This window comes from Nonomuraea sp. NPDC050383 (assembly GCF_044459125.1).
Taxonomy (GTDB): Bacteria; Actinomycetota; Actinomycetes; order Streptosporangiales; family Streptosporangiaceae; genus Nonomuraea.
In genome coordinates this window covers 423,256-447,167 of the sequence record NZ_JBITIP010000002.1, presented here as the reverse complement: position 1 = coordinate 447,167, position 23,912 = coordinate 423,256, and the positions used below count along the sequence as shown (strand labels likewise).

The following is a 23,912-nucleotide window of genomic DNA, read 5'->3' as shown; positions in this document are numbered from 1 at the left end:
AGCGGGGACGCAGCTCCATACGCGATTGGAGCATCACTCCACGGAATTGTCCATATCTTGTCAAGGGATTTATCAGCACTTACTCTCCAGGTGATCAGATCACTTTCTCTCTTCGCCCTGGAGGCACCACGTGCGCCGATTACCTCTGACCGCCGCCCTCGCGGCCATGCTCCTCCCCTTCCTCGCCCCGGACGTCTCCGCCGCCGCGCTGATCGATCCGCCGCCGGCCGACGTGCAGGAGATCGGCCCCGGCCAGTACTCCGCCGACACCAAGACCTTCAAGCTCACCGAGCTGGACGTGTCCGCCGGCGCGATCAGCCGTAAGCACGGCGTGGCCCTGACCGCCGGCGATCTGGCCCGGCCGCAGTCCGCCCCGGCCACCCGCCCCGAGCTCGGCGTCTTCGGGCCCGGCTGGCAGGCGGAGTTCGCCGGCGGGGAGATCAACCGGAAACTGGAGAACCAGAACGGCACCATCGTCGTCACGGAGCTCGAGGGAGGGACGTCGACCCGCTACCCCCTGAAGAGCAGCGTCTCCTTCCCCGACGGCGGCGGCATCCAGACGTACCAGGCCGACAACGGATCAAAGATCACCGAAACCACCAAGTGGGACGCGAACGTCGGAGCGATGCGCACCACGACGATCGAGACGATCCCGATGGATCCGGGCCCCGTGGAGGCGGGCGACGACACCTTCGTCACCGCCGACGGCACCCCGATCAACAACGGCGACCTCCAGCTCACCTACGCCTGGGCCCGGCCGGCCGGGGCGCCGAGCGCCGACCCCTGGCGGGTGACGGACGTGGGCAGCATCGCCTTCGGCAAGTCCACGATCACCTACGACTCCCAGGGCCGCGTCAGCACTGTGAAGGAGCCGGCCGGCGCCACGGACCCCGCATCCGTCACCAAGTTCACCTACGCCACGACCACCACGGCCTCCGGCACCTCCAACGGCGACTACGCGGGCCGGCTCAAGGAGGTCGCGGTCACCTACGGGACCGAGGCGCCGCAGACCGAGGCGAGCTACGCCTACGACCCGAACGGCCTGCTGCGCACCGTGAGCGATCCCAGCGTCGGCGCCGTCCAGGGGACCTACGCCTACGACGCGGTGGGACGCCTGTCGTCGATCGAGTCCGTCACCAACGGCGGGTGGCAGCTCAGCTTCCCGGCGGGCGTCGCGGCTCCCCAGGTGACCGCCACGGGCACCGACATGCCGGCCAACGGCGGGACGACCGAGGGCGCGGCCGGGCTGGACGACCCCGACGCGACGGAGCCGCCGGCCAGTGACTTCCTGCCGGACGGCGTGGATCCCCCGCAGTCCTACCCGAAGAAGTGCAGCACCGCCGCGACCTGGATGTGGTACACGAAGTCGGGCTGCTCGGCCTGGGCATTTCACGGCGGCAAATGGCGGAAGCCCGACTGGAAGCGGACCGCCAGCGGCTTCAAGGTCAGGGGCATCTACTACGACCACTGCACGTCGTCCCCGGACAAGCCTCACAGTTTCGATTTCCGGCCGGCCTGTGACTCCCACGACTACGGATACGGCCTGATAGCCAACCGGAAGAAGCATTACAAGTACTACCTCGACAACACCCGTACGCGAAAGCTTGATGTGGACAACCGGTTCTACATCACCCTGCGCGACAAGGTGTGCGGCGGCTACTTCATCCTGGTCCGGCCGGACTGCAGGGCATTGGCGTGGACGTATTACCAGTTCGTCAAAAAGTACGGCAACCCGTGAGAACGGCGCCGGCCCGACGTGACACCTGAGCTCTGACCTTTTCGGGGACTTCCCTCGGCCGGATGGCGGCTTCGGCCGCCGTCCGGCCACCCCTTCATGCCCTTAATGTAAGGCGCGGTACGTCATGAAATTACGAGTCTTATCCTGTGTCATCGCGGCCCTGGCGACCACGGTGATCGCGACCGGGCCGGTCCACGCGGCGGAGCCCTCCCCCACGACTCCCGCAGCGACCGCTGTGACCGCTGTGACCGCTGCGACCGCTTCGACCGCGCAGCAGGCCACCCCGGCGGCGCCCTGGATCGAGCCCCGGCTGAGCGAGCGGGCGGCCGCGGCGGGCAAGATCAGAGTCAACGTCGTCAGCAGAACCCGCGCCGACCTGCCGGACGCGGCCGCCGGCGGCCAGGTGGTCCAGCAGCTGTCCCGCCTCCCCGTGCTCACCCTGCACGTCGACCAGGCCGGACTGGACCGCCTGGCCAAGCTGCCCAGCGTGGTCAGCGTGACCGAGGACCGGCCGGTGCCGCCGGTGCTGGCCGAGAGCGTCCCGCTGATCGGCGCGGACAAGACCAGGGCCGCGGGCAAGACAGGGGCCGGCAGCGTGGTGGCCGTGCTGGACACCGGCGTCGCGGTCAACCACCCCTTCCTCAAGGACAGGGTGCTGGAGGAGGCCTGCTTCTCCCCCATCGACGCCGACTACTCCTCCACCAGCCTGTGCCCCGACGGCACCGCCCAGCAGGAAGGACCCGGCGCCGCCGACACCGACCAGGGCCCCTGCGCCGACCCCGCGCTGGACTGCGACCACGGCACCCACGTGGCCGGCATCGCGGTCGGCGACGGCACCGGCGTGACCGGCGCCCCGCCCGCCGGAGTCGCACCCGGCGCCGAGGTCGTCGCCATCCAGGTGTTCAGCAAGTTCACCTCCGAAGACCTGTGCGGAGCGGGCGCCGCCCCCTGCGTGCTCAGCTTCACCAGCGCCCAGCTCGCCGGCCTGGACAAAGTGCTGCAACTCAAAGACGAGGGCGTCCCGCTGGTGGCCGCCAACCTCAGCCTCGGCGGCGGCCAGTACACCGCCGCCTGCGACGGCGACCCCCGCAAGACCGCCATCGACAGCCTGCGCACCGCCGGCGTGGCCACCGTGGTCGCCGCCGGCAACGACGGCTACGGCGCCGCCGTGGCCGCCCCCGCCTGCGTGTCCTCGGCCATCACCGTCGGCGCCACCACCGACCAGGACGGCGTCGCCCCCTTCAGCAACCGCGGCGCCCTGCTGGACCTCCTCGCCCCCGGCGTGTCCATCGTCTCCTCCATCCCCGGCAACAAGTGGGCCTCCCTGAACGGCACCTCCATGGCCGCCCCGCACGTCACCGGCGCCCTGGCCGTGCTGCGCCAGGCGATGCCCGACGCCACGCTGGCCCAACTCGAAACCGCCCTCAAAACCACCGGCAAACCCATCGCCTACAACGGCGTGAACACCCCCCGCATCCAGGTCGACGCCGCCGTCCTGGGCAAATCCCCCGACCCCGGCGCCTGGCCCACCCCGTACTACCAGAACACGAAAGACACCCCGATCCCCGACCACGGCACCATCACCTCCTCCATCGCGGTCGCCGGCCTGCTCGGCACCGCGCCCGCCACCACCGAGGTGTACGTCGACATCCACCACACCTGGCGCGGCGAACTCAAGATCGACCTGATCGCCCCGGACGGCAAGATCTACCCCCTGCAGGCCAACGACCCCAACGACAGCGCGGACATCCTGCACGAGACCTACCAGGTCAACGCCAGCGCCTCCCCGGCCAGCGGCACCTGGAAACTACGCGTGCAAGACGTCGAATACCTCGACACCGGCTTCATCGACGGCTGGTCCATCCGGCTGCCCTGCTTCGGCAACTGGGACGACACCGCCATCCCCGACCCCGGCGCCGCCCAGTCGAGCATCGTCCTGGCCTGGATCAACGGCAACGCCCCCACCCGCACCCGGGTCCACGTCGAGATCCAGCACACCTGGCGCGGCGACCTGAAGCTCGACCTCATCGCCCCGGACGGCAAGGTCTACCCCCTGCGGTCCCCCGACGCCAAGGACGGCACCGACAACATCGACGAGAACTACTGGGTCAACGCCAGCGCCTCACCCGCCAGCGGAACCTGGAAACTCCAAGCCGAGGACCTCGCCAAGGGCGACAAGGGCTACATCAACGGATGGACCCTGACACTGTAGACGCACCTGCCGGACGGCTGCCCGCGCGCCTGTCGCGGGCAGCCGCTTTCATCGCCGGATCTTCTCGGTGATCGCGGGGAAGCGGATGCGCACCTGGCTCAGTCGAGGGTGACGGTGCCGGCGGCGCCGTTGACCGTGATCCGGCGGCCCGTGGTGATGCGGTGGGTGGCGTCCGGGACTCCGACCACGGCCGGGATGCCGTACTCCCTGGCCACCACCGCGCCGTGGGACATCGCGCCGCCCATCTCCATGACCAGGCCGCCCGCCGTGAGGAACAGCGGCGTCCAGCCGGGGTCGGTGGACGGGCAGACGAGGATCTCGCCGGGCTCCAGGTGGGCGCCCACCGGGTCCAGCACCACGCGGGCCGGGCCCGTGACCGTGCCGGCCGAGGCGGCCGTGCCGGTGAGCGCGCCCTCGGGAGCCGTGCCGGACGGGTGGGCGGTGGCGGCGGCGACGGCCTCCGGTTCGGTGCCGTCGGACAGCATGACGCGGGGCACGTGGCGGCGCCGCGCCTCCTGCTCGTAGCCGGCCCGGCGGGCCGCCACCAGCTCCCGCAGCCCCTGCCCGGACGACGCCGGCTCCTCCGAGGCGGGAGCCGCGCCGGACGACCCGGCCGGCGCTCCCGGCGGGACGGGAGCCGTACCGGACGGGGTGGGCGGCGTCAGGGCCAGGGCGGACCTGGCCTCCTCGAAGCGGAGGAAGAACACGTCGCCCGCCTCGTCCAGCAGCCCGGCGGCCGTCAGGTGCTCCCCCACCACGAGCATGCTCCGCCGTACCCCCGCGAGGACCTTGACCAGGTAGAACTTGGGCAGCTCCCGCAGGCCCGCCAGCCGCCTGGTGCGGCGCAGCGCGAAGCGGGTGACCGCGGCCCGCGCGAAGCCGCGGCGCCCGGCCCGTGCGGCGATCGCGTCCACGGCCCGGCGGGCCTCCTCCTCGCCCCGGGCGAAGAGGGCGGAGGGGGCGAGGTCGCCGGGGTCGTCCATGCGCAGGTAGTTGGCCAGGACGCCGAGGATGTGCGCCGGCTCCTCCGACCAGCGCGGGAGCCCCAGGTCGATCTCGGCGACGCCCCGGTGGCCGTACCGCTGGAGGAAGCGCTCGACGCCCCGCTGGGCCTTCGGCGGCAGCTCGCCGGCGCGGTAGCGGCGCACCAGCTCACCGACCGGGAGCTCCCGGAACGGCTGGGGCTCCACCCGCGTGGCCAGGTTCCACAGCTCCAGGTCCATCTCGGTGGTGGGGTTGGCGGGCAGGCTGCGCAGCACGCCCTGCATCTCGGAGATGGGCATCCCGGACAGCCGCGACGCCAGCGCGAACAGCCCGTACCCGGTGATCACGATCGGCATGACGGAGACGATCGCGGGGAAGACGCCGCGGAGCATGCGCTCCGCGTGGTCGATGCGCTGGACGGGGGTGGCGCCGTCCGGAACGCGCAGCCGCCGGTCGAGCTGCTCGCCCAGCCGCCGCGTGTACGCCAGGGCGGTGCTCGGGCTGGCCAGCGCCTCCAGGACGCGCACCGGCGCGTTGACGGTGCGGGCGAAGCGGGCGAGCCCCTTCAGGAACGGCCGGCGCGAGGTGTGGACGAGCGACAGCCGGGGATCGTCGAACAGGTCGTTCAGCACGGCCGCGGTACGGGCCTCGCCGAGCGTCAGCGCCGTGGGCAGGATGGCGCGGCCGGCGCGGCTGCGCACGGCGGTGGTCAGGTCCAGCCAGAGCCGCTCCCCCGCCACGGACATGAACGCGGGCCCGCCCCTGGGGTCCGCAGGGGGGCGCCCGAACAGGCCCGCCGCTCCCGACGCGGTGAGCTGGAAGCCCGCCAGGCCCATCGGGGTGAGCGGGCCCATGACGCCCTGGGCGACGTTGAGGCTGAAGTAGACGCGCAGCCCGTCGCGGGTGGGGGCGGGCAGCGGGTACAGCGTGGTGATCGGGCGGGCCTGGGTGAGCCAGATCGCGCCGGCCGCGTCGATGGCCCACTCCGTGTCCTGCGGTGCGCCGTAGTGCCGCTCGACGCGCGCGCCCAGCGTGGCCAGCTCGCGGACCTGGGCGTCCGTCAGGCAGGGCTCCGGGGAGCCGGTACGGTCCACGCGCTCCGTGCCGCCGCCGGGCAGGGAGCGGATGACCACGCGCTTGTCGCCGGGGCGGCGTTCGAGGATCTGGCCGGTGGCGGGGTCGGCGACGAAGCGGTCCGGGTTCACGGCTCCGGAGACGACCGCCTCGCCCAGGCCGGGACTGGCGTCGATGACCGCCCGCCGCCGTCGCCCCGTGACCGGGTCGGCGGTGAACATCACCCCGGCGACCTCGGCCTCGACCATCTCCTGGACGACCACCGCGAGCCGTACCGAGGCGTGGTCGATGCCGTTGGACGCGCGGTAGGAGACGGCGCGGTCGGTCCACAGCGACGCCCAGCAGCGGCGGACCGCGTCGAGCACGGCGTCGGCGCCGACGACGTTGAGGTACGTGTCCTGCTGCCCCGCGAAGCTGGCGAACGGCAGGTCCTCGGCCGTGGCCGAGGAGCGCACCGCGACCGGGCCGCTCCCGAGCCGCTCGTACGCGGCGATGACGGCCTGGGCCACGGGCTCGGGCAGCGGGGTCCGGAGCAGGCGCTCCCTGGCCGCCGCCGCCAGCCCGTCGCCGCCCGCGGTGACGACCTCGTCCAGGTTCGCGGCCTCGGCGGCCTGGCGGTAGGCGTCGGTGGTGAGCACCCAGCCGGGCGGGACCGGCAGCCCGGCCCTGGTCAGCTCCCCCAGGTTGGCGGCCTTTCCGCCCACCTCGGCCAGCATGGCGGCGTCGATCTCGGAGAAGTCCAGTGCCGTGTTCATCTGCCTCGCCCTCGGTGTTCAGCTTCTGGACACGAGTGTCGTCCCTCGCGAGCAGAAATTCAACACCTGATGAAACATCGGCGGCCTCAGAACACCAGGGGCACTCCGTCCAGGTCCCAGGCCGGGTCCACCTCGATGCCGAGCCGGTCGAGCGCCGTGGGCCCCACGTCCACGGGCCGCGGCTCCTGGAGACGGACGCCGCCCAGGTCCTCGCCCAGCCGCGCGCCGATCACGAACACCGTCCGCTCCTCCCCCGAGACCCCGCCGTGGCCGCCCGCGTCCACGTGGCCGTGGTCGGTGGTGACCAGGACCGTCCACCGCTCGTGCCCGAACGACGGCCGCGCACGGATCGCGTCGAGGAAGCCGCCGAGGTACGCGTCCTGGAGCAGGAGCGCGTCGGCGTACTCGGGGCAGAGGGGGCCGAGGGCGTGGGCCACCTCGTCGGTGTCGCCGAGGTAGACGAACGACAGGTCGGGGCCGGTGAGCTCCAGGTGCTCGCGGGCCGCCGCGGCGACCTGGCGGTCGGCGACGCTCCAGGTGAGGGCGTACCCGTCGAGCACGAACCGGGTGCCGATGGCGGGGCCGAACGCGCCGTGCTCGGCGAGGGCGGCCCACGAGAAGAACGCGGAGGTGACGAGGTCGGGGCGGGCCTCCTGGGCTCGCGTCAGAAAGTCCGGATATTTCGTGAACTGCGGAGGCGTGAATTGTTCGGCGCCGAAGCCGTTGTCCACGACGCCGTGCTTGTCCGGCCACACCCCGGTCGCGATCGACGCCCACCCGGGCCCGGAGTCGGTCCGCGCCCGGATGGTGCGAAGGGAGCCGTCCGCGCCCGCGGGGACGAGCCGGCTGGATGTGTCCGCTGCGGCGAGGTGTTCCGGGACGATCTGGCCCGGAGACTCGGTGCGGGGCGCCTCGGGCTCGCCGTACGGGAGGGTGCTGGTGCCGTACGCGCCCGTCGACATCAGCGCCGACAGCACCGGCGGACGGATCGCGACCAGACGGTCGAAGCGCAGGCCGTCCATCCCGACGACCAGCACCTTGTCCCTCATACGGCATCCCCCGGCACGGCATCCCCCGGCACGGTCCCGGAGGCGGGGGCGAAGCGGCGGACCCACTCGGCGGCGCCGGGCAGGATCTCCTCCACCGGAGCCACCTGCGGATACCAGGTCCGCTCCCACTCCAGCGACACCCATCCGTCGTACCCCGCCGCGCGCAGCAGCTCGCCGCCCTCGTCCAGCGGCACCGAGCCCGTCCACATGGGCACCGGCGTCGTGTCCTCGGCCGAGACGGCGTCCTTGACCTGCACGTACTCCAGCCAGGGCCCGAGGGCGGCCAGCGTTTCGGCGGGGGTCTCGCCGTGGCGCCACGGGTGCAGCAGGTCCCAGACGGCTCCGGTCGTCCCGGGCCGGTCCGCCGCCTCCAGCAGCCCGGCCACGGCGGCGCCGGTCGGCATCAGGTCGTGCGTCTCGACGAGCACCCGGACGCCGAGACGGGCGGCCGCGTCCGAGACGGCGCGAAGGCGGCGGGCGCCCACGGCCGGGTCGTCGCCGCGCGGGAACACCCGGACTCCTGGCGCGCCGAGGTCGGCCGCCAGCTCCAGGTCCGCGCGCAGCGCCTCCACGAGCGGCTCGTCGGGGCCCGGCTCGCACACCCGCACGTACCCGGCCAGCGCGGAGATCTCCAGCCCGGCCGCCTCCACGCGCTCGCGCGCCGAGCGCCGCTCCTCGGGGGTGAGGCCGCGGTGGACACCCGTGTCGGGGTGCAGGCGCAGTTCGAGGCCGTCGCACCGGTGAGCCGTGGCCACCTCGATCGCCCTGTCCAGCCCCTCGCCGGGCATTCCGAGTGTGCTGACCGCGAGCTTCACCGCGTCTCCCTCATGTGTCGTCCGTGTGTGGTCGTGGTCCGCGCACCCGGGTGCGTGGCCGGCCGGTCTCGGGCGTGCCGGTGCCGGGCGTCAGCGGATGTCCCGCACGCTCTCCCGCAGGACCACCTCGCCGGCGACGTGGTCCACGGTCGTCGTCTCGCCCGCCGCGAGCGCCAGCTCCAGCGCGCGGGCGCCCATGTCGGCCAGCGGCAGCCGCACGGTCGTCAGGGCCGGTACGTGGTCGCGCAGCGTGGCGATGTCGTCGAAGCCCGCCACCGAGACGTCGTCCGGCACCCGTGTCCCCCGGTCGCGGTAGGCGGCCAGCGCGCCGACGGCCATCACGTCGTTGACCGCGAACACGCACGTCGCGTCGCCCGTCTCCCCCGCCGCCGTGTAGCCGCCGTCGCGGTCGAAGGGCCCGTGGACGACGCGCGGCTCCGGCAGCCCGAGCTCCTTGACCGCCGCGACGAACCCGTCGCACCGGTCGCGGGCGGTCATCAGGTGCGGCGGCCCGGCGAGGACGGCGAAGCGGGTGTGGCCGAGCCCGGCCAAGGAGCGGGCCAGGGCCGCGCCGCCCTCGTGGTTGGCGGGGGCCACGGTGTCGACGCCGAGCAGGTCCTGGCCGACGCAGGCGACCCGGCCGCCGCTGGAGCGGTAGCGTTCGAGCTCGCGGCGCAGCCGGCCGGTCGTCTGGGGGTCGTCCACGCGCGAGCCGGCCAGCAGGACGGCGCGCACGCGCTGGGCGTTCATGGTGGCGACGTAGGCGATCTCCTGCTCGGGGTCGCGGTGCGTGGTGCCGACCATGACGAGCAGGCCCTCGCCGGCCGCGGCGCGCATGGCGCCGTCGGCGAGGGCGGCGAAGTAGGGGTCGGTCAGGTCGTGGACGACGATGCCGATGACGTTGCTCGCGCCCCGGGCCAGCGTCTGGGCGGCCATGTTGGCGCGGTAGCCCAGCTCGTCGGCGGCTCTCTCGACCCGCGCCCGCAGGTCGGCGCCCACCTGGCGGGTGCTGCCGTTCAGCACCCGCGAGGCGGTCGCGAGCGAGACGCCCGCCTGCCTGGCGACGTCCTCCAGCGTGACCACGACGAGACCTCCCCGGAAAGCGGTTTCCCAGTCTGTCAGACCGGCCCCCGGGTCCGCATCCTTACACGCCCGGCGCCGGGAGGCCAGATCAGGCGCCGTTCAGCCTGTCAGCTCCACGGGAACAGGATGTCGAACAGGCCCTTCTGCGTCTCCGACGGAGCCGGCGCGGGCGCCTGGGTGGTGGCAGGGGGCGCCTGCGTCGTGGCGACCGGCGCGGTGGGCTGCTCGCTGGTCTTGGCCTCCACGTCGTCGTCGCGCGTCGTGGCGGCGTCGTCGACGGTCGTCGGCTGACGGCTGGCCCTGCCGGTGGCGCGGGTCGTGGGCTCGGCGGCGCGGGTCCGCGTGACGCGCGGCTCGGGGGTGCGGCTGACCCGGACACGGACCGCCGTCGGGGTGGGGGCGACCGTGCTGGACGTGGACGGCTCGGGCGTGGCGGACTCGTCGGGCTCGTCGGCGGCCTCGCCGGTGTCCTCGGGGTCGGGGACGGCCGACGTGGGCGGCGCGCTCACGCGGCCCGCGCTGGCGCAGCGGTCCGTCGCGCACGGGTCGTCGGAGGAGGTGCCGGTCAGCATCCAGCCGGCCCCGGCGCCGAGGACGACGACGGCGGCCGCGGCGGCCACCAGCAGCTTGGTACGGCGGCGCACCTCCTTCTCGGCGGGGTTCTCCTGGTTCGCGTCGGTCCAGCCGGAGCCGAGGAAGCCACGCCGCGGCTCGCCGTCCTCGTCGTCGGCGGACGTCTCGTAACCCTTGTCGAGCGGGAGATAGGCGTGGTCGCCATAGTCGTCCCCGTCCCGCAGGTGGCCCGTGTCCTGGAGCCGGTGGGAGCCGCTGTCGGCGTCCGCGTAGCCCGGCTGCTCGCCGTCCACCCGGTGGGCGCCGCCCTCGGTCTCGCCGTACCCGGCGTTGTCGTGCTGGGCGTCCCCGTACAGGGCGTCGACGTACGGGGAGTCCCCGTCCAGGGCGTCCGCGGGCAGGGCGTCCGCGTGCAGGGCGTCCGCGTGCTGGGCGTCGCTGTACAGGGCGTCCGCGTGCGGGGCCGTGCCGTCCTGGGGCGCGTACGAGGACGTCCCCTCCGAGGGGTACGGCGTCGCCGCGTCCTGCGGGGGGTACCGCTCAAGGGGCGCGCCGTCGGACGGCATGATGTACGTCTCGTTGCCCGAGACCACGATGGCCGGCTGCTCATCCGTGTCGTCGTTGCTGTACCGAGGTGACAGCACGTCGCCGGTCAGCTCCGGGTTCAACGGCCGTGACTGACCGTCCTCGTACGACCTATCGTTCTCGTCGCGCGACACTCTGTGACCTCTCTAGTCCATAGCTGTGCGCGACCTTTCCTAACAGATTCCACCCGCCTTTGTCCGGATATTTCACAGCAAGCTCATAAATTGTTCCCAACCTCATATACACCTCCCCTTTCACCACTCCCATCCGCCCGCGTCCCGGTTCTAGTTACTGACGAGTAGCATGGGCCCGACAGCAGTCCAGCAACGAGGAGCGAACCCCGTGCCTTCCTCTCGTGACGTCGTGTTCGTCGACGGCGTGCGCACCCCCTTCGGCCGGTCGGGGCCGAAGGGGCTGTATGCGGAGACCCGCGCCGACGACCTGGTCGTCCGCGTCATCCGCGAGCTCATCCGGCGCAACCCGGGCCTGCCGCCGGAGCGCGTGGACGAGGTCGCGATCGCCGCGACCACCCAGATCGGCGACCAGGGCCTGACCATCGGCCGCTCGGCCGCGGTGCTGGCCGGGCTGCCGAAGTCCGTCCCCGGCTACGCCATCGACCGCATGTGCGCGGGCGCGATGACCGCGGTGACCACGGTCGCGGGCGGCATCGCGTTCGGCGCGTACGACGTCGCCATCGCGGGCGGCGTCGAGCACATGGGCCGCCACCCGATGGGCGAGGGCGTCGACCCCAACCCGCGCTTCCTGTCGGAGCAGCTCGTCGACCCGAGCGCCCTGGTCATGGGCATGACCGCCGAGAACCTGCACGACCGCTACCCCACGATCGGCAAGGAGCGCGCCGACGCCTACGCGGTGCTGTCGCAGGAGAAGGTGGCCAAGGCGTACGCCGACGGCAAGATCCAGCCCGACCTGGTGCCGACCGCGATCAGGACGGCCGAGAAGGGCTGGGGCCTCGCGGTGGAGGACGAGGCGCCCCGCCCCGGCACGACGATGGAGGGCCTGGGCGCGCTGAAGACGCCGTTCCGGCCGCACGGGCGCGTGACGGCGGGCAACTCCTCCGGCATCAACGACGGCGCCACCGGCTGCGTCGTGGCGGCCCGCGAGGTCGCCGAGGAGCTCGGGCTGACGGCCAGGATGCGGCTGGTGTCGTACGCGTTCGCCGGCGTGGACCCCGAGGTGATGGGCGTGGGCCCGATCCCGTCCACGGAGCGGGCGCTGCGGCTGGCCGGGCTGTCGATCTCCGACATCGGCCTGTTCGAGATCAACGAGGCGTTCGCGGTGCAGGTGCTGGCGTTCCTGGAGCACTTCGGCATCGCCGACGACGACCCCCGCGTCAACCCGTACGGCGGCGCGATCGCCTTCGGTCACCCGCTGGCCTCCTCGGGCGTGCGGCTGATGACGCAGCTCGCCCGCCAGTTCGCCGAGCGCCCGGACGTGCGCTACGGCATCACCACCATGTGCGTCGGCATGGGCATGGGCGGCACCGTGATCTGGGAGAACCTGGCATGAGCAATCTCGACACCTGGCGGGCGCTGCTGAGCGAGCGCAACTCTGACGAGGTCGTCACCAGGGCGCTGGTCCGCGACGTCGAGCTGCCCTACGGCGCCGGCACGATGGCGCTCATCACGCTGGACAACGGCTTCGACCACACCAAGCCCAACACGTTCGGCCCGCACGGCCTGTTCGCGCTGAACGGCGCGCTGTCGGAGATCGCCGAACGGAGCGACCTGGCCGCGGTGGGCGTGACCGGCAAGCCGTTCATCTTCGCCGTCGGCGCCGACCTCAAGGGCGCCGCCTCGGTCGTCTCGCGCGAGGAGGCGCTGGCCATCGGCGCGCTCGGGCACCACGTGTTCCGGCGGCTGGGCGAGCTGGCGGTCCCGTCGTTCGCCTTCGTCAACGGCGCGGCGATGGGCGGCGGCCTGGAGATCGCGCTGCACTGCACCTACCGGACGATCTCCTCGGGCGTCCCGGCCGTCGCGCTGCCGGAGTGCTTCCTCGGCCTGGTGCCGGGCTGGGGCGGGACGCAGCTCCTGCCGCGCCTGGTCGGCCCGGCGAACGCCATCAAGCTGATCATCGAGAACCCGCTGTCGCAGAACCGCATGGTCAAGGGCGCCCAGGCGTACGAGCTGGGCGTCGCGGACGCCATGTTCGAGCCCGCCGACTTCCTGGAGGAGTCGCTGCGCTGGGCGGCCCGGGTCGTCAACGGCGAGGTCGCGGTCGAGCGTCGCTCGCATGACGGTGACGACTGGGACAAGGCGGTCGCGGACGCGCGGTTCCTCGTGGACATGAAGCTGCGCGGCGCCTCCCCCGCCCCGTACCGGGCGCTCGACCTGGTCGCGCGGGCCCGCACCGCCTCCCGTGACGAGGGGTTCGCCGCCGAGGACGAGGCGCTGGCCGACCTGCTGATGAGCGACGAGCTGCGCGCCGGCCTGTACGCCTTCGACCTGGTGCAGCGGCGGGCCAAGCGGCCGGCGGGCGCGCCCGACAAGTCGCTGGCGCGCAAGGTCACCAAGGTTGGCGTGGTGGGCGCGGGGCTGATGGCCTCGCAGATGGCGCTGCTGTTCGCCCGCCGCCTGGAGGTGCCGGTCGTCCTGACCGACCTCGACCAGGGCCGCCTCGACAAGGGCGTCGGCTACGTGCACGCCGAGGTGGACAAGCTGCTGGCCAAGGGCCGCGTGTCGGCCGACCAGGCCAACCGGCTCAAGGCGCTGGTCAGCGGGTCGCTGACCAAGGACGCGTTCGCGGACGCCGACTTCGTCATCGAGGCCGTCTTCGAGGACATGGCGGTCAAGAAGAAGGTGTTCGCCGAGGTCGAGGCCGTGGTGGGCGCGGAGTGCGTGCTGGCCACCAACACCTCGTCGCTGTCGCTGACCGAGATGGGGGCGGAGCTGGCGCGTCCGGAGCGGCTGGTCGGCTTCCACTTCTTCAACCCCGTCGCGGTGATGCCGCTCCTGGAGATCGTCAGGGGCGCCTCGACCGACGACGCGACGCTCGCCACCGCGTTCGCGGTCGGCAGGACGCTGAAGAAGTCGTCGGTGCTGGTCAAGGACGCGCCGGCGTTCGTGGTCAACCGGCTGCTGACGCGCTTCATGGGCGAGGTCATCTCCGCCGTGGACGAGGGCACGCCGCTGGAGGTCGCCGAGCACGCGCTGGACGACCTCGGGCTGCCGATGACGCCGTTCGCGCTGCTCCAGCTCGTCGGGCCGGCCGTCGGCCTGCACGTGGCCGAGACTCTGCACGCGGCGTTCCCCGCCCGCTTCGGCGTCTCGGCGGGCATGGCCAAGCTCGTCGCCTCCGGCAAGCCGGGCGTGTACGCCCCCGACTTCTCGCTCGACCCGGAGGCCGTGGCGCTGTTCGCGGGCGGCGACGCGCCGTCCACCGCCGACGAGGTACGGCGGCGCGTGCTGGAGGCGCTGGCCGAGGAGATCCGCATCATGCTCGACGAGGGCGTGGTGGCGGCCTCGCAGGACATCGACCTGTGCATGATCCTCGGCGCGGGCTGGCCGTTCCACCTGGGCGGCGCCACGCCGCTGCTGGACCGGACCGGGTTCGCGCGGCCCCGCTTCCTGCTGCCGGGCGTGGCCTCGGTGCCCGCCTGACCGTGGCGTGAGGGAAGGGGACTCGCGGTGGCGCCGCGGGTCCCCTTTTCTGCGTCCTTTGCCGCCACTCTGCGCCCTGCCCCATCACATGGCCGAATCGGGGACGATTCATGGCCGCCGCCGTCGGGACCGCCGGGTACCTACACCGGTGTCACACCAGGCACACCAGCCCCAAAGGTCCCCACGCTCACTCAGGTCGTCGGCCGGGGCGGGCCCGTGCCACGACGGAGAGGACAGGCATGAGATCGCTCAAGGTAACCGCGCTGTGCGGGGCCTTCCTGATGGCGGCCGCCCTGCCGGCCATGGCGGCGCAGGACGGGCGGACGGCCCTGCGGATCACCGTGACGGCGTCCGGCCAGGAGCCGCAGACGTACGTGCTGCGCTGCGACCCGGACGGCGGCGACCACCCGAACCCGGAGGTGGCCTGTGACCGGCTCCGGGCCGTGGACGGCCGGCTGTCGGCGCTGCGCCGGTCCAGCAGCGCCTGCCCGTGGATCTCGCAGCCGTACGAGGTGGCCGTGGTGGGGCGCTGGCAGGGCCGCAACATCGCGCTGCACTCGACCTTCGCCAACTCGTGCCGCGCCAAGGCGGCCGGCGACGGAGTGTTCGCCTTCTGAGCCCAGCGTACGGACGGGAATCGCGTGGGGGCCGGGAGACCGTCCCCCACGTCTCCTGCCCCTACCGGGTCTTGGCCGCCTCGACCCGGCTGTGCCGGTAACCGTAGGTGAAGTACAGCACCGCGCCCACGATCATCCAGATGAGGAACCGCAGCCACGTCTCGACCGGCAGGTTGAGCATCAGGTAGAAGCAGGCCAGCACCGACACGATGGGCAGCACCGGCACCAGCGGCGTGCGGAACGCCCTGGGCAGGTCGGGCCGCGTGCGCCGCAGGATGATCACGCCGGCCGACACCACCACGAACGCGAACAGCGTGCCGATGTTGACCAGCTCGGCCAGCGCCCCCAGCGAGATGAACCCGGACAGCAGCGCCGACACGATCCCGATGATGACCGTGAGCCGGGCCGGCGTGCCGAATCTCGGGTGGACCTTGGCCAGCGTGCGCGGCAGCAGCCCGTCACGGCACATGGCGAACAGCACCCGGGTCTGGCCGAGCATGAGGATCATCACCACGGTCGTGAGCCCGGCGATCGCGCCGATGCTGATGAGCCCGGCCGCCCATTTCTGGCCGACCGCGGTGAAGGCGTCGGCCAGCGGCGCCGAGGTGCTGAGCGTCTTGTAGTTCTGCATGCCCACGACGACCAGCGAGACGGCCACGTACAGGACCGTGCAGATCGCGAGGGAGCCGATGATGCCGCGCGGCATGTCGCGCTGCGGGTTGATGGTCTCCTCGGCGGCGGTGGCGACGATGTCGAAGCCGATGAAGGCGAAGAAGACGACCGCCGCGGCCGAGAAGATGCCGATCACGCCGTACGCGACGGGTGTGATGTTGAACAGGACCTGGATCAGCGGCGCCTTGAGCCCGGCCACCTGCTCCGTGGCCTGCGGCGGCGGGATGAACGGCGAGTAGTTCGCCGGCTTGATGAAGAACAGCCCCGCCACGATGACGAGCAGGATCACCGCGACCTTGATCGCCACGATCACCTGGTTGACCCGCGAGGAGAGCTTGATGCCGGCCACCAGGATCGCGGTGAGGATGAGCACCACGATCATGGCCGGCAGGTTGACCACCGGGTCGTCGCCGGAGATGGACGCGGGCAGCGGCAGGCCGATCGAGGACAGCAGCGACGCGAAGTAGCCCGACCAGCCGACCGCCACCACCGCGGCCGCCAGCGCCATCTCCAGCATGAGGTCCCAGCCGATGATCCAGGCGGGCAGCTCGCCGAGCGTGGCGAAGGAGAAGGTGTACGCCGAGCCCGCCACCGGGATCGTGGAGGCGAACTCGGCGTAGCACAGCGCCGCCAGGCCGCAGACGATCGCGGAGACGACGAAGGCGATGGCCACGGCCGGTCCGGCCGTCTGCTTGGCCACCTGTCCGGTCAGCACGAAGATACCGGTGCCGACGATCACGCCGATGCCGAAGACGGTCAGGTCGACGGCGGTCAGGCGCTTGCGCAGCCGATGCTCCGGTGCCTCGGTGTCGCTGATGGACTGCTCAACCGTTTTCGTGCGAAGTACGTCCACGAGTGTGACCTTGCCCACACGCGCGGGCATCATGCACCCGCGCGCGCACCTGACGCGGCCGAGGTCCGCCGAGGTCAGCGCTGGGCGGACGGGCTCCTCAGGGGCTGGTCGCGGCGGGCGACCGCCTCGGTGATCCGGCGGGCGAGGTCCTGCCCGGTGAGCCCGACGCGGCCGAGGATCGCGGCCCGCTTGGCGTGCTGGAGGAACTCCTGCGGGATGCCGAAGGTGCGGACCGGCACGTCCACGTCGGCGTCGCGCAGCAGCCGGGCCACCGCGTCGCCGACGCCGCCGACGCGGCCGTTGTCCTCGACGACCGCGACCAGCCGGTGGGCGCCCGCCGCGAGCACGAGGGCCTCGTCGAGCGGCTTGACCCAGCGCGGGTCGACCACGGTCGCCGAGATGCCCTGGGCGTCGAGCAGCACCGCGGCGTCCATGCACGCCTGGGCCATCGGGCCGACGGCGACGATCAGCACGTCGGCGTCGCCGGCGCGCAGGACGTCCATCTCGCCGAGCCGCCCGGCCGCCTCGATCGGCGCGGCCACCGGGCCCTTGGGGAAGCGGACGACCGTGGGACCGTCGGTGACGGACACGGCCTCCTGCAGCAGCTCGGCCAGGCGCTCGCCGTCGCGCGGCACGGCGATCCGCAGGCCGGGCACGACCTGGAGGATCGACAGGTCCCACATGCCGTTGTGGCTGGCGCCGTCGTCGCCGGTGACGCCCGCCCGGTCGAGGACCACGGTGACCGGCAGCCGGTGCAGGGCGACGTCCATGAGGAGCTGGTCGAAGGCGCGGTTGAGGAAGGTGGCGTAGACGGCGACGACCGGGTGCAGGCCGCCGAGCGCCAGGCCGGCCGCGCTGGTCAGCGCGTGCTGCTCGGCGATGCCGACGTCGTAGGTGCGGTCGGGGAAGGCGTCGGCGAAGGCGGCCAGGCCGGTCGGGTGCAGCATGGCGGCGGTGATCGCGACGATGTCCTCCCGGTCCTTGCCGAGCCGGACCAGCTCCTCGCTGAAGACGTCGGTCCAGATGCGGCCCTTGGGCTTCTCCGCGCCGGTCACCCGGTCGAAGGCGCCGGGCGAGTGGAACTGGTCCTCGTCGTGGTTCTCGGCCGGGGAGTAGCCGCGGCCCTTCTGGGTGAGGGCGTGCACGATGACCGGGCCGCGGAAGTCGCGGGCGGTGCGCAGGGCGGCCTCCATGGCCTGCTCGTCGTGGCCGTCGATGGGGCCGACGTACTTCAGGCCGAGGTCCTCGAACATGACCTGCGGGGCCAGGACGTCCTTGACGCCCTTCTTGAAGCCGTGCAGCGCGTCGTACAGGACCGGGACGTTGCCGATCTTCTCCTTGACGTACTCGAGGAAGTCCTCGTAGCGGCGCGTGACCCGCAGTTTGGACAGGTGGGAGGCGAGCCCGCCGATGGTCGGCGAGTAGGAGCGGCCGTTGTCGTTGACGACGATGACGAGCGGGAGGTCCTTGACCCCGGCGATGTTGTTCAGCGCCTCCCAGGCCATGCCGCCGGTGAGCGCGCCGTCGCCGATCACGGCGACGGCCGTGCGGTCGCGCTCGCCGCGCAGCTTGAACGCCTTGGCCAGGCCGTCGGCGTAGGACAGGGCGGTGGAGGCGTGGGAGTTCTCGACGAAGTCGTGCTCGGACTCGGCCTGGCTCGGGTAGCCGGACAGGCCGCCCTCCTGCTTCAGCGCGCCGAAGCCGGCGGCCCGGCCGGTGAGGAGCTTGTGGACGTACGCCTGGTGGCCGGTGTCCCAGATGACCGGGTCGCGGGGTGAGTCGAACACCCGGTGGATCGCGATGGTGAGCTCCACCACACCCAGGTTGGGGCCGAGGTGCCCGCCGAAGCGGGAGCAGCAGTCGACGAGCAGGTCGCGGATCTCGTTCGCCAGTCCCGGCAGCTCCTCGGCATCGAGCCGTTTGACGTCGTGCGGTCCCTCAACCGAGCCCAGCAACCCGCTCACGGATGCATCCCCTCTGCTCCTGTGCGCCAACGGCTTGAAGTCTAGTTCGTGGATGCCTCGCTGACTCCATCGAGTCAATTCCACCCACATATGTCCGATCTTGACCTAGTCTTTCCCTCACTATGAAGACTCTCCCCATGAGGAAGCTGACGACTCTCGTGGCCACCGGCGTGCTCGCCTCGCTGGTCGGCGCGGGCACGGCGGCAGCACAGACCGACCCCGTCAACACCGCCGGACAGCAGGCCCAGCAGCAGGTCCAGAACTCCGGCCAGCAGGCCCAGCAGCTCGCCGCGCCGCCGCGCGGCAAGGCGGCCGCCACCGCCAACCCCCTGTACAAGACCGGGACGCTCGCGGACTCCCACTGCTCCCCCGGCAGCCTGCCCAAGGGCAGCACCGCCGCCTACAAGCGGTTCCTCACCAAGGTGACGAACTGCCTGAACGCGTCGTGGTCGACCCAGTTCCGCAAGGCGAAGCTGTCGTTCAGCAAGCCGCGTCTGCGCATCATCACCCGCAAGCTGCGCACGCCCTGCGGCCCGTGGAGCACCGGCGCCGACGGCGTCTACTGCTCCGTCGACCGCACGATGTACATGCTCGTGACCAAGACGCAGCTGCGTGACCCGTTCGCGCTGGGCATCACCCGCCTCATGGCGCACGAGTACGGGCACCACGTGCAGCAGATCTCCGGCATCTGGAACTACTACTGGCCGGCCCGCGCCCGCGCCTCCAAGGCGGGTCAGCTGCAGCTCTCGCGCCGCTCCGAGCTGCAGGCCGAGTGCTTCTCCTCCGTCTTCATGCGGACGATCGAGGACACGCTCCCGATCGACCCGTCGGAGTGGGACTACACGGTCGACTGGTTCCGCAAGAACGGCGGCAAGGCCTGGCCGCAGAACGACCACGGCAGGGGCTCGTCGCAGGCGTACTGGATGAACCGCGGCTACGGCTCGGCCTCCCCGGGCTCCTGCAACACCTGGGCCGCCTCGCCCCGCGCGGTCGCCTAGCGACCCCCGTTCACGGTATTCACCGGCGCGGTCGCGTCCTTCGGGGCGCGGCCGCGTCTCGCGTTTCCGGCCTTTCCCCAGACAGCCCACCAAATCACCATCAACTGGTCTAGTATCCGCGATCGTGCGTATTCCCCTTGTCGCAGCGTCGGTCTGCGTGATCGCGGGTCTGATCACGCCCGGTACGGCCGGCGCGCAGACCGCGGCGGGCCCCGCGGCGGCCTCCGCAGCGGCCTCCACGGCGGCACAGGCCGCCTCCGGCGTTCCCCACGCGGCCGCGGTGCCCCCCGCCGTCCTGGCCGAGAACCGGATCTACCGCTCCGGCACCGCCGCGCCGCTGTCCTGCCCCATCCCGGAGATCCGTGAGGGCAGCGCCGCCTCGCTCAAGACGTTCCACCGGGCGATGGCCCGCTGCGCGGACCGCTTCTGGGCCATCCGGTTCAAGGCCGCCGGCCTGCGCTACACCTCGCCGAGGGTGACGATCACCACGGGCAGCTCCTCGGTCTGCGGCAGGATCACCAGCAACGGCGCCCAGTACTGCCCCGCCCAGCGCACCGTAGCCATCCGCATCATGAAGCGGGACCTCACCGACCCGTTCAAGATGAACATCGCCCACTCCGTCGCCCACGAGTGGGGCCACCACGTGCAGCAGCTCACCGGCATGCTCGACGAGCAGAACCGCCTCTACTGGCGATCCGGCGGCAGCGCCCGCACCGTCCTCAGCCACCGGCTGGAGATGCAGGCCGAGTGCTTCGCCGGCGTCTTCTACAGCGCCGCCCTCGACTCCGTCGACCCCGGCATCACGTGGGACCAGTGGATCGGCGCCGTCCGCGAGGCCGAGGAGAGCAAGGTCCACGGCAAGCCGCGCAACCTCGCCTACTGGCAGGACCGCGGCTACTCCAGCGGCTCGGCCGGCTCCTGCAACACCTGGACGGCGTCGTCCGCCCGCGTCTCCTGACGGCCCCGGTCCCCTGGACGGTCTCAGCCGGTCACGCGGGCCAGGACCTCCAGGGGATCGGCCAGCACGTGGGCGAAGGCCAGCTCGGCCGCGCCCACGAGCGTCGCGTCGTCGGCCAGGGCCGAGGTGCGCAGCCGTAGCCGCTCCCGCTGCGGGCCCATCGCGTGCGTCGCGAGCCGGCTGCGCACCTGGGCCGCCGAGCCCAGGTACACCTCGCGCAGCATGCCCCCGAAGATGACCATCTCGGGGTTGAAGATGTTGACCAGGTTGGCGACGCCCAGGCCCAGCCAGTCGCCCACCCGCTTGAGCGCCTCCTGCGCCACGATGTCGCCCCGGTCGGCCGCGTCCACCACGGCCCGCACCGCCTCGCGCCCCTGACGGCCCACGGCTTCCCCGGCCGGCGCCGGCTCAGGACCGCGCCCGGCGGCCTCCAGCAGGGCCCGCTCCCCCACCTCGGCCTCCAGGCAGCCGCGCGACCCGCAGCCGCACGGCCGGCCGCCCGGGTTGACCACCATGTGGCCGACCTCGCCGCCGTAGCCGTCGTGGCCGCCCAGCAGGTGGCCGCCCGTGATGATGCCGCCGCCGATGCCGACGTCCCCGTGCAGGTAGATGAGGTCGCGCACGGCGACGGCCACGCCGCGGCTGTGCTCGGCCAGCGCCGCCAGGTTGGCGTCGTTGCCCACGCTCACCGGCAGCCCCAGGCCCAGCCGCCGGCCCAGCTCCTCACCGAAGGGCACCGCCTCGGCCCCCAGGTTCGGGCCGAACATGATCACACCGTCGTCCCTGCGCACGCCTCCGGACACGGCCGCGGCGGCGCCGACGCACACGGTGTCCGCGCGTGTCTTGCGCCGCATCTGCCGCGCGAAGCCCGCCAGCGCCCCGGCCAGCTCGTCCAGGTCGAACGGCACGCGGCGCCGCGACGTCTCCCGGCGGTCCAGGATCGCGCCGCCCAGCCCCACCCGGGCCGCCGCCAGCCGGTCCGGGCCCACGTCGAAGGCGAACACGTACACCCGCGACGACTCCGGCCGCACCACCAGCGAGGGACGGCCCGCGCGCCCGGTCTCGCGCGGCAGTTCCTCGCGCACCAGGCCGGCGGCCGTGAGATCGGAGGTCAGGGCCATGATGGTGCTGCGGTTCAGCCCCATCTTGGCGGTCAGCTCGGCCCGCGAGATCGGCCCCCCGAGGTGGACATGGCGCAGCAGGGCGCCGAGGTTGTGACGCCTGATGTCCTCCTGTGAGGGGCCGGCACGCATCGTCTGAGCATCCTTGAACGACGGAAAGTCGCTGATCACCTTAGACCAGCGGCGGCCGCCCGCTTGCGCGCCACGGCATCCACACCCGCCGCCAGCAGCAGGACGAAGCCGGTGACCAGGTACTTGACGCTGGAGCCGTACTGCATGAGGGCCATGCCGTTGTCGATGACCGCGATGACCGCGCCGCCCAGCACCGCGTCCAGCACCCGGCCCTTGCCGCCGAACAGGCTCGTGCCGCCGATCACCGCCGCGCCCACCGCGTACAGCAGCACGGAGCTGCCGCCCGTGTTCGGGTCCACGGAGCTGGCCCGGGAGGCGGCCACGATGCCGCCGACGGCCGCCATGGACGAGCAGATCACGAACGCGCTCACCCGGATCCGGTCGACCGCGATGCCCGCCCGGCGCGCCGCCTCGGCGTTGCCGCCGACCGCGTACACGTGCCGGCCGAACGCGGTGCGCCGCAGCACGAACGTCCACAGCACCAGCAGCGCGAGGATGACCGGCACGACGATCGGAACGCCCTTGAGCGAGGCGAACGCCGGGTTGAAGCTGCGCTCTAGGTTCAGCGCGTACACGGCCAGACCGGCGAGGACGGCCAGGGCGCCGACCCGGGCGGCGATGAGCGACGGCGGATCGGCCACCAGGCCGCGCGCGGCCCGCTTGCGCGACCGCAGCACCTGCAACCCGGCGTAGGCGAGGACGGAGGCCGCGTACAGCGCCCAGCCCAGCGCGGGCGGCAGGTTGCGCTGCGCGACGGCCTTGATGACGGGGTCGTTGATAGAGATGTTCGTGCCCTCGTTGACCAGGACCAGCACGAGCCCCTGGAAGGCGAGGAAGGCGGCCAGCGTCACCACGAACGACGGGATGCCGACCTTGGCGACGAGCGTGCCGAGCACGGTGCCGATGACCGTGCCGGTGACGATCGCGGCGAGCACGCCGACGTACCAGGGCAGCCCCATGTTGGTCAGCGTGACCGCGAGGACGGCCGCGCAGACGCCGCTGCTGAAGCCGGCCGACAGGTCGATCTCGCCGATGAGCAGCACGAACACCAGGCCCATGGCGATCACGGTGATCGCCGCGCCCTGGGTGAAGAGGTTGGCGAAGTTGATGGCGCTGAGGAACGCGGGCCGGGCCAGGGTGAAGGCCGTGCACAGCACCACCAGCCCGAGGACGGCGGGCAGCGCGCCCATGTCGCCGGCCCGCACCCTCTCGGTGTAGGCGCGGGTGCTGTGGCCGATCGACGGCGAGCGCACCGCCGTCACCACCGCCTCGCCGGGAAGCTCCTTGACCTTGCTCATCAGATGACCCCGTTCTTGAGGCCGAGATCTCCGCTGCGGCCCGAAGTGATCAGTTCGACGACCTGGGCGTGCGTCACGTCGGCGGTCCTGACCTGGGCGGCCATCCTGCCGAGGTAGAGCGCCGCGATCCGGTCGGAGACGGCGAAGACGTCGTTCATGTTGTGCGAGATGAGGACGACGGCCAGGCCGTTGTCAGCGAGCCGGCGCACCAGCTCCAGCACCTGCGCGGTCTGGGCGACGCCCAGCGCCGCGGTCGGCTCGTCGAGGATGACGACCTTGCTGTCCCACAGCACGGCCTTGGCGATGGCGACGGTCTGGCGCTGGCCGCCGGACAGGCTGGAGACCTGCTGGCGGATAGACTTGACCGTGCGGACGGACAGGCTGCTCAGGGTCTGCTCGGCGAGCTCCTCCATGGAGTCCTCGTCCAGCACGATGCCGCGGCGGCGCTCCCGGCCGAGGAACATGTTCTGGACGATGTCCAGGTTGTCGCAGAGCGCCAGGTCCTGGTAGACGATCTCGATGCCGAGCTCGCCGGCGTCGCGCGGGCCGTTCACCTGGACGGGACGCCCGTCGAAGAGCAGCTCGCCGTTGTCGATGGGGTGGATGCCGCCGATGCACTTGACCAGCGTCGACTTGCCGGCGCCGTTGTCGCCGACGAGGGCGGTCACCTCGCCGGCGTAGGCGGAGAACGTCACGTCGTGCAGGACCTTCACGGGGCCGAAGCTCTTGTCGATCCCGCGCGCTTCGAGCAGGGGGGTCATGGGTCTCCCTCGGGCAGGGGCGCGGCCGGGCGGCGCCGGCCGCGCCCCGGATG

Annotated in this window: 17 protein-coding genes; 7 read left to right on the top strand and 10 right to left on the bottom strand. The window is 72.3% G+C overall.

Going from position 1 to position 23,912, the window contains the following annotated elements; genetic code table 11:
- Window positions 1-130 precede the first annotated feature (130 nt).
- Both ACIBG4_RS06765 and ACIBG4_RS06760 read left to right on the top strand, forming a co-directional pair.
- Window positions 131-1,738, top strand: coding sequence for a phospholipase A2 (locus tag ACIBG4_RS06765; protein WP_397201004.1), 1,608 nt, complete (start codon window positions 131-133; stop codon window positions 1,736-1,738).
- 244 nt (window positions 1,739-1,982) lie between these two features.
- Window positions 1,983-3,950 carry a S8 family serine peptidase gene (locus ACIBG4_RS06760; protein WP_397201003.1) on the top strand — a complete coding sequence of 656 codons (1,968 nt, stop codon included), beginning with the start codon at window positions 1,983-1,985 and terminating at the stop codon, window positions 3,948-3,950.
- Between the two features lie 98 nt (window positions 3,951-4,048).
- Here ACIBG4_RS06760 and ACIBG4_RS06755 read toward each other — a convergent pair whose 3' ends face one another.
- The 5 genes from ACIBG4_RS06755 to ACIBG4_RS06735 all read right to left on the bottom strand — a co-directional run bounded on the left by ACIBG4_RS06755 (window position 4,049) and on the right by ACIBG4_RS06735 (window position 11,002).
- The gene (locus ACIBG4_RS06755) at window positions 4,049-6,763 is read right to left on the bottom strand and encodes a PEP/pyruvate-binding domain-containing protein (protein WP_397201002.1); all 2,715 of its coding nucleotides are present in this window, start codon (window positions 6,761-6,763) and stop codon (window positions 4,049-4,051) included.
- 86 nt (window positions 6,764-6,849) lie between these two features.
- The gene (locus ACIBG4_RS06750) at window positions 6,850-7,812 is read right to left on the bottom strand and encodes an alkaline phosphatase family protein (RefSeq protein ID WP_397201001.1); all 963 of its coding nucleotides are present in this window, start codon (window positions 7,810-7,812) and stop codon (window positions 6,850-6,852) included.
- Window positions 7,809-8,627 carry a sugar phosphate isomerase/epimerase family protein gene (locus ACIBG4_RS06745; protein ID WP_397201000.1) on the bottom strand — a complete coding sequence of 273 codons (819 nt, stop codon included), beginning with the start codon at window positions 8,625-8,627 and terminating at the stop codon, window positions 7,809-7,811. The genes ACIBG4_RS06750 and ACIBG4_RS06745 overlap by 4 nt, the downstream gene beginning before the upstream one ends.
- Before the next feature lie 90 nt (window positions 8,628-8,717).
- Window positions 8,718-9,710 (bottom strand): LacI family DNA-binding transcriptional regulator, encoded by a 993-nt coding sequence (locus ACIBG4_RS06740; RefSeq protein WP_310711000.1) that lies wholly within the window; start codon window positions 9,708-9,710, stop codon window positions 8,718-8,720.
- A gap of 107 nt (window positions 9,711-9,817) precedes the next feature.
- Window positions 9,818-11,002: a hypothetical protein gene (locus ACIBG4_RS06735; RefSeq protein ID WP_397200999.1), complete on the bottom strand. Its 1,185-nt coding sequence runs from the start codon at window positions 11,000-11,002 to the stop codon at window positions 9,818-9,820.
- Window positions 11,003-11,231: 229 nt separating this feature from the next.
- Here ACIBG4_RS06735 and ACIBG4_RS06730 point away from each other — a divergent pair, with 229 nt between their 5' ends.
- The 3 genes from ACIBG4_RS06730 to ACIBG4_RS06720 all read left to right on the top strand — a co-directional run bounded on the left by ACIBG4_RS06730 (window position 11,232) and on the right by ACIBG4_RS06720 (window position 15,102).
- Complete coding sequence (locus ACIBG4_RS06730) at window positions 11,232-12,395, top strand: thiolase family protein (RefSeq protein ID WP_310711014.1); 1,164 nt, start codon at window positions 11,232-11,234, stop codon at window positions 12,393-12,395.
- Window positions 12,392-14,485: a 3-hydroxyacyl-CoA dehydrogenase NAD-binding domain-containing protein gene (locus ACIBG4_RS06725; RefSeq protein ID WP_397200998.1), complete on the top strand. Its 2,094-nt coding sequence runs from the start codon at window positions 12,392-12,394 to the stop codon at window positions 14,483-14,485. The genes ACIBG4_RS06730 and ACIBG4_RS06725 overlap by 4 nt, the downstream gene beginning before the upstream one ends.
- Window positions 14,486-14,724: 239 nt before the next feature.
- Window positions 14,725-15,102 (top strand): SSI family serine proteinase inhibitor, encoded by a 378-nt coding sequence (locus ACIBG4_RS06720; protein WP_310710997.1) that lies wholly within the window; start codon window positions 14,725-14,727, stop codon window positions 15,100-15,102.
- A gap of 61 nt (window positions 15,103-15,163) precedes the next feature.
- Here the strand turns inward: ACIBG4_RS06720 and ACIBG4_RS06715 are convergent, their stop codons facing one another.
- Complete coding sequence (locus ACIBG4_RS06715; protein ID WP_397200997.1) at window positions 15,164-16,627, bottom strand: amino acid permease; 1,464 nt, start codon at window positions 16,625-16,627, stop codon at window positions 15,164-15,166.
- A 74-nt stretch (window positions 16,628-16,701) separates the two neighbouring features.
- On the bottom strand, window positions 16,702-18,582 hold the full coding sequence (gene dxs, locus ACIBG4_RS06710) for a 1-deoxy-D-xylulose-5-phosphate synthase (RefSeq protein ID WP_397201240.1): 1,881 nt from the start codon (window positions 18,580-18,582) through the stop codon (window positions 16,702-16,704).
- 146 nt (window positions 18,583-18,728) lie between these two features.
- Here dxs and ACIBG4_RS06705 point away from each other — a divergent pair, with 146 nt between their 5' ends.
- Together ACIBG4_RS06705 and ACIBG4_RS06700 are read left to right on the top strand one after the other, a co-directional pair.
- Window positions 18,729-19,589 carry a neutral zinc metallopeptidase gene (locus tag ACIBG4_RS06705; protein ID WP_397200996.1) on the top strand — a complete coding sequence of 287 codons (861 nt, stop codon included), beginning with the start codon at window positions 18,729-18,731 and terminating at the stop codon, window positions 19,587-19,589.
- Between the two features lie 124 nt (window positions 19,590-19,713).
- Window positions 19,714-20,547, top strand: a complete 834-nt coding sequence (locus ACIBG4_RS06700; RefSeq protein ID WP_397200995.1) for a neutral zinc metallopeptidase — start codon at window positions 19,714-19,716, stop codon at window positions 20,545-20,547.
- 23 nt (window positions 20,548-20,570) lie between these two features.
- Here ACIBG4_RS06700 and ACIBG4_RS06695 read toward each other — a convergent pair whose 3' ends face one another.
- The 3 genes from ACIBG4_RS06695 to ACIBG4_RS06685 are packed head-to-tail and all read right to left on the bottom strand — an operon-like array spanning window position 20,571 to window position 23,859.
- Window positions 20,571-21,800: an ROK family protein gene (locus tag ACIBG4_RS06695; RefSeq protein WP_397200994.1), complete on the bottom strand. Its 1,230-nt coding sequence runs from the start codon at window positions 21,798-21,800 to the stop codon at window positions 20,571-20,573.
- A gap of 35 nt (window positions 21,801-21,835) precedes the next feature.
- A complete protein-coding gene (locus tag ACIBG4_RS06690; protein ID WP_397200993.1) occupies window positions 21,836-23,098 on the bottom strand; it encodes a sugar ABC transporter permease in 1,263 nt (420 codons plus the stop codon).
- The gene (locus ACIBG4_RS06685; protein ID WP_397200992.1) at window positions 23,098-23,859 is read right to left on the bottom strand and encodes an ATP-binding cassette domain-containing protein; all 762 of its coding nucleotides are present in this window, start codon (window positions 23,857-23,859) and stop codon (window positions 23,098-23,100) included. The genes ACIBG4_RS06690 and ACIBG4_RS06685 overlap by 1 nt, the downstream gene beginning before the upstream one ends.
- Between the last annotated feature and the right edge of the window lie 53 nt (window positions 23,860-23,912).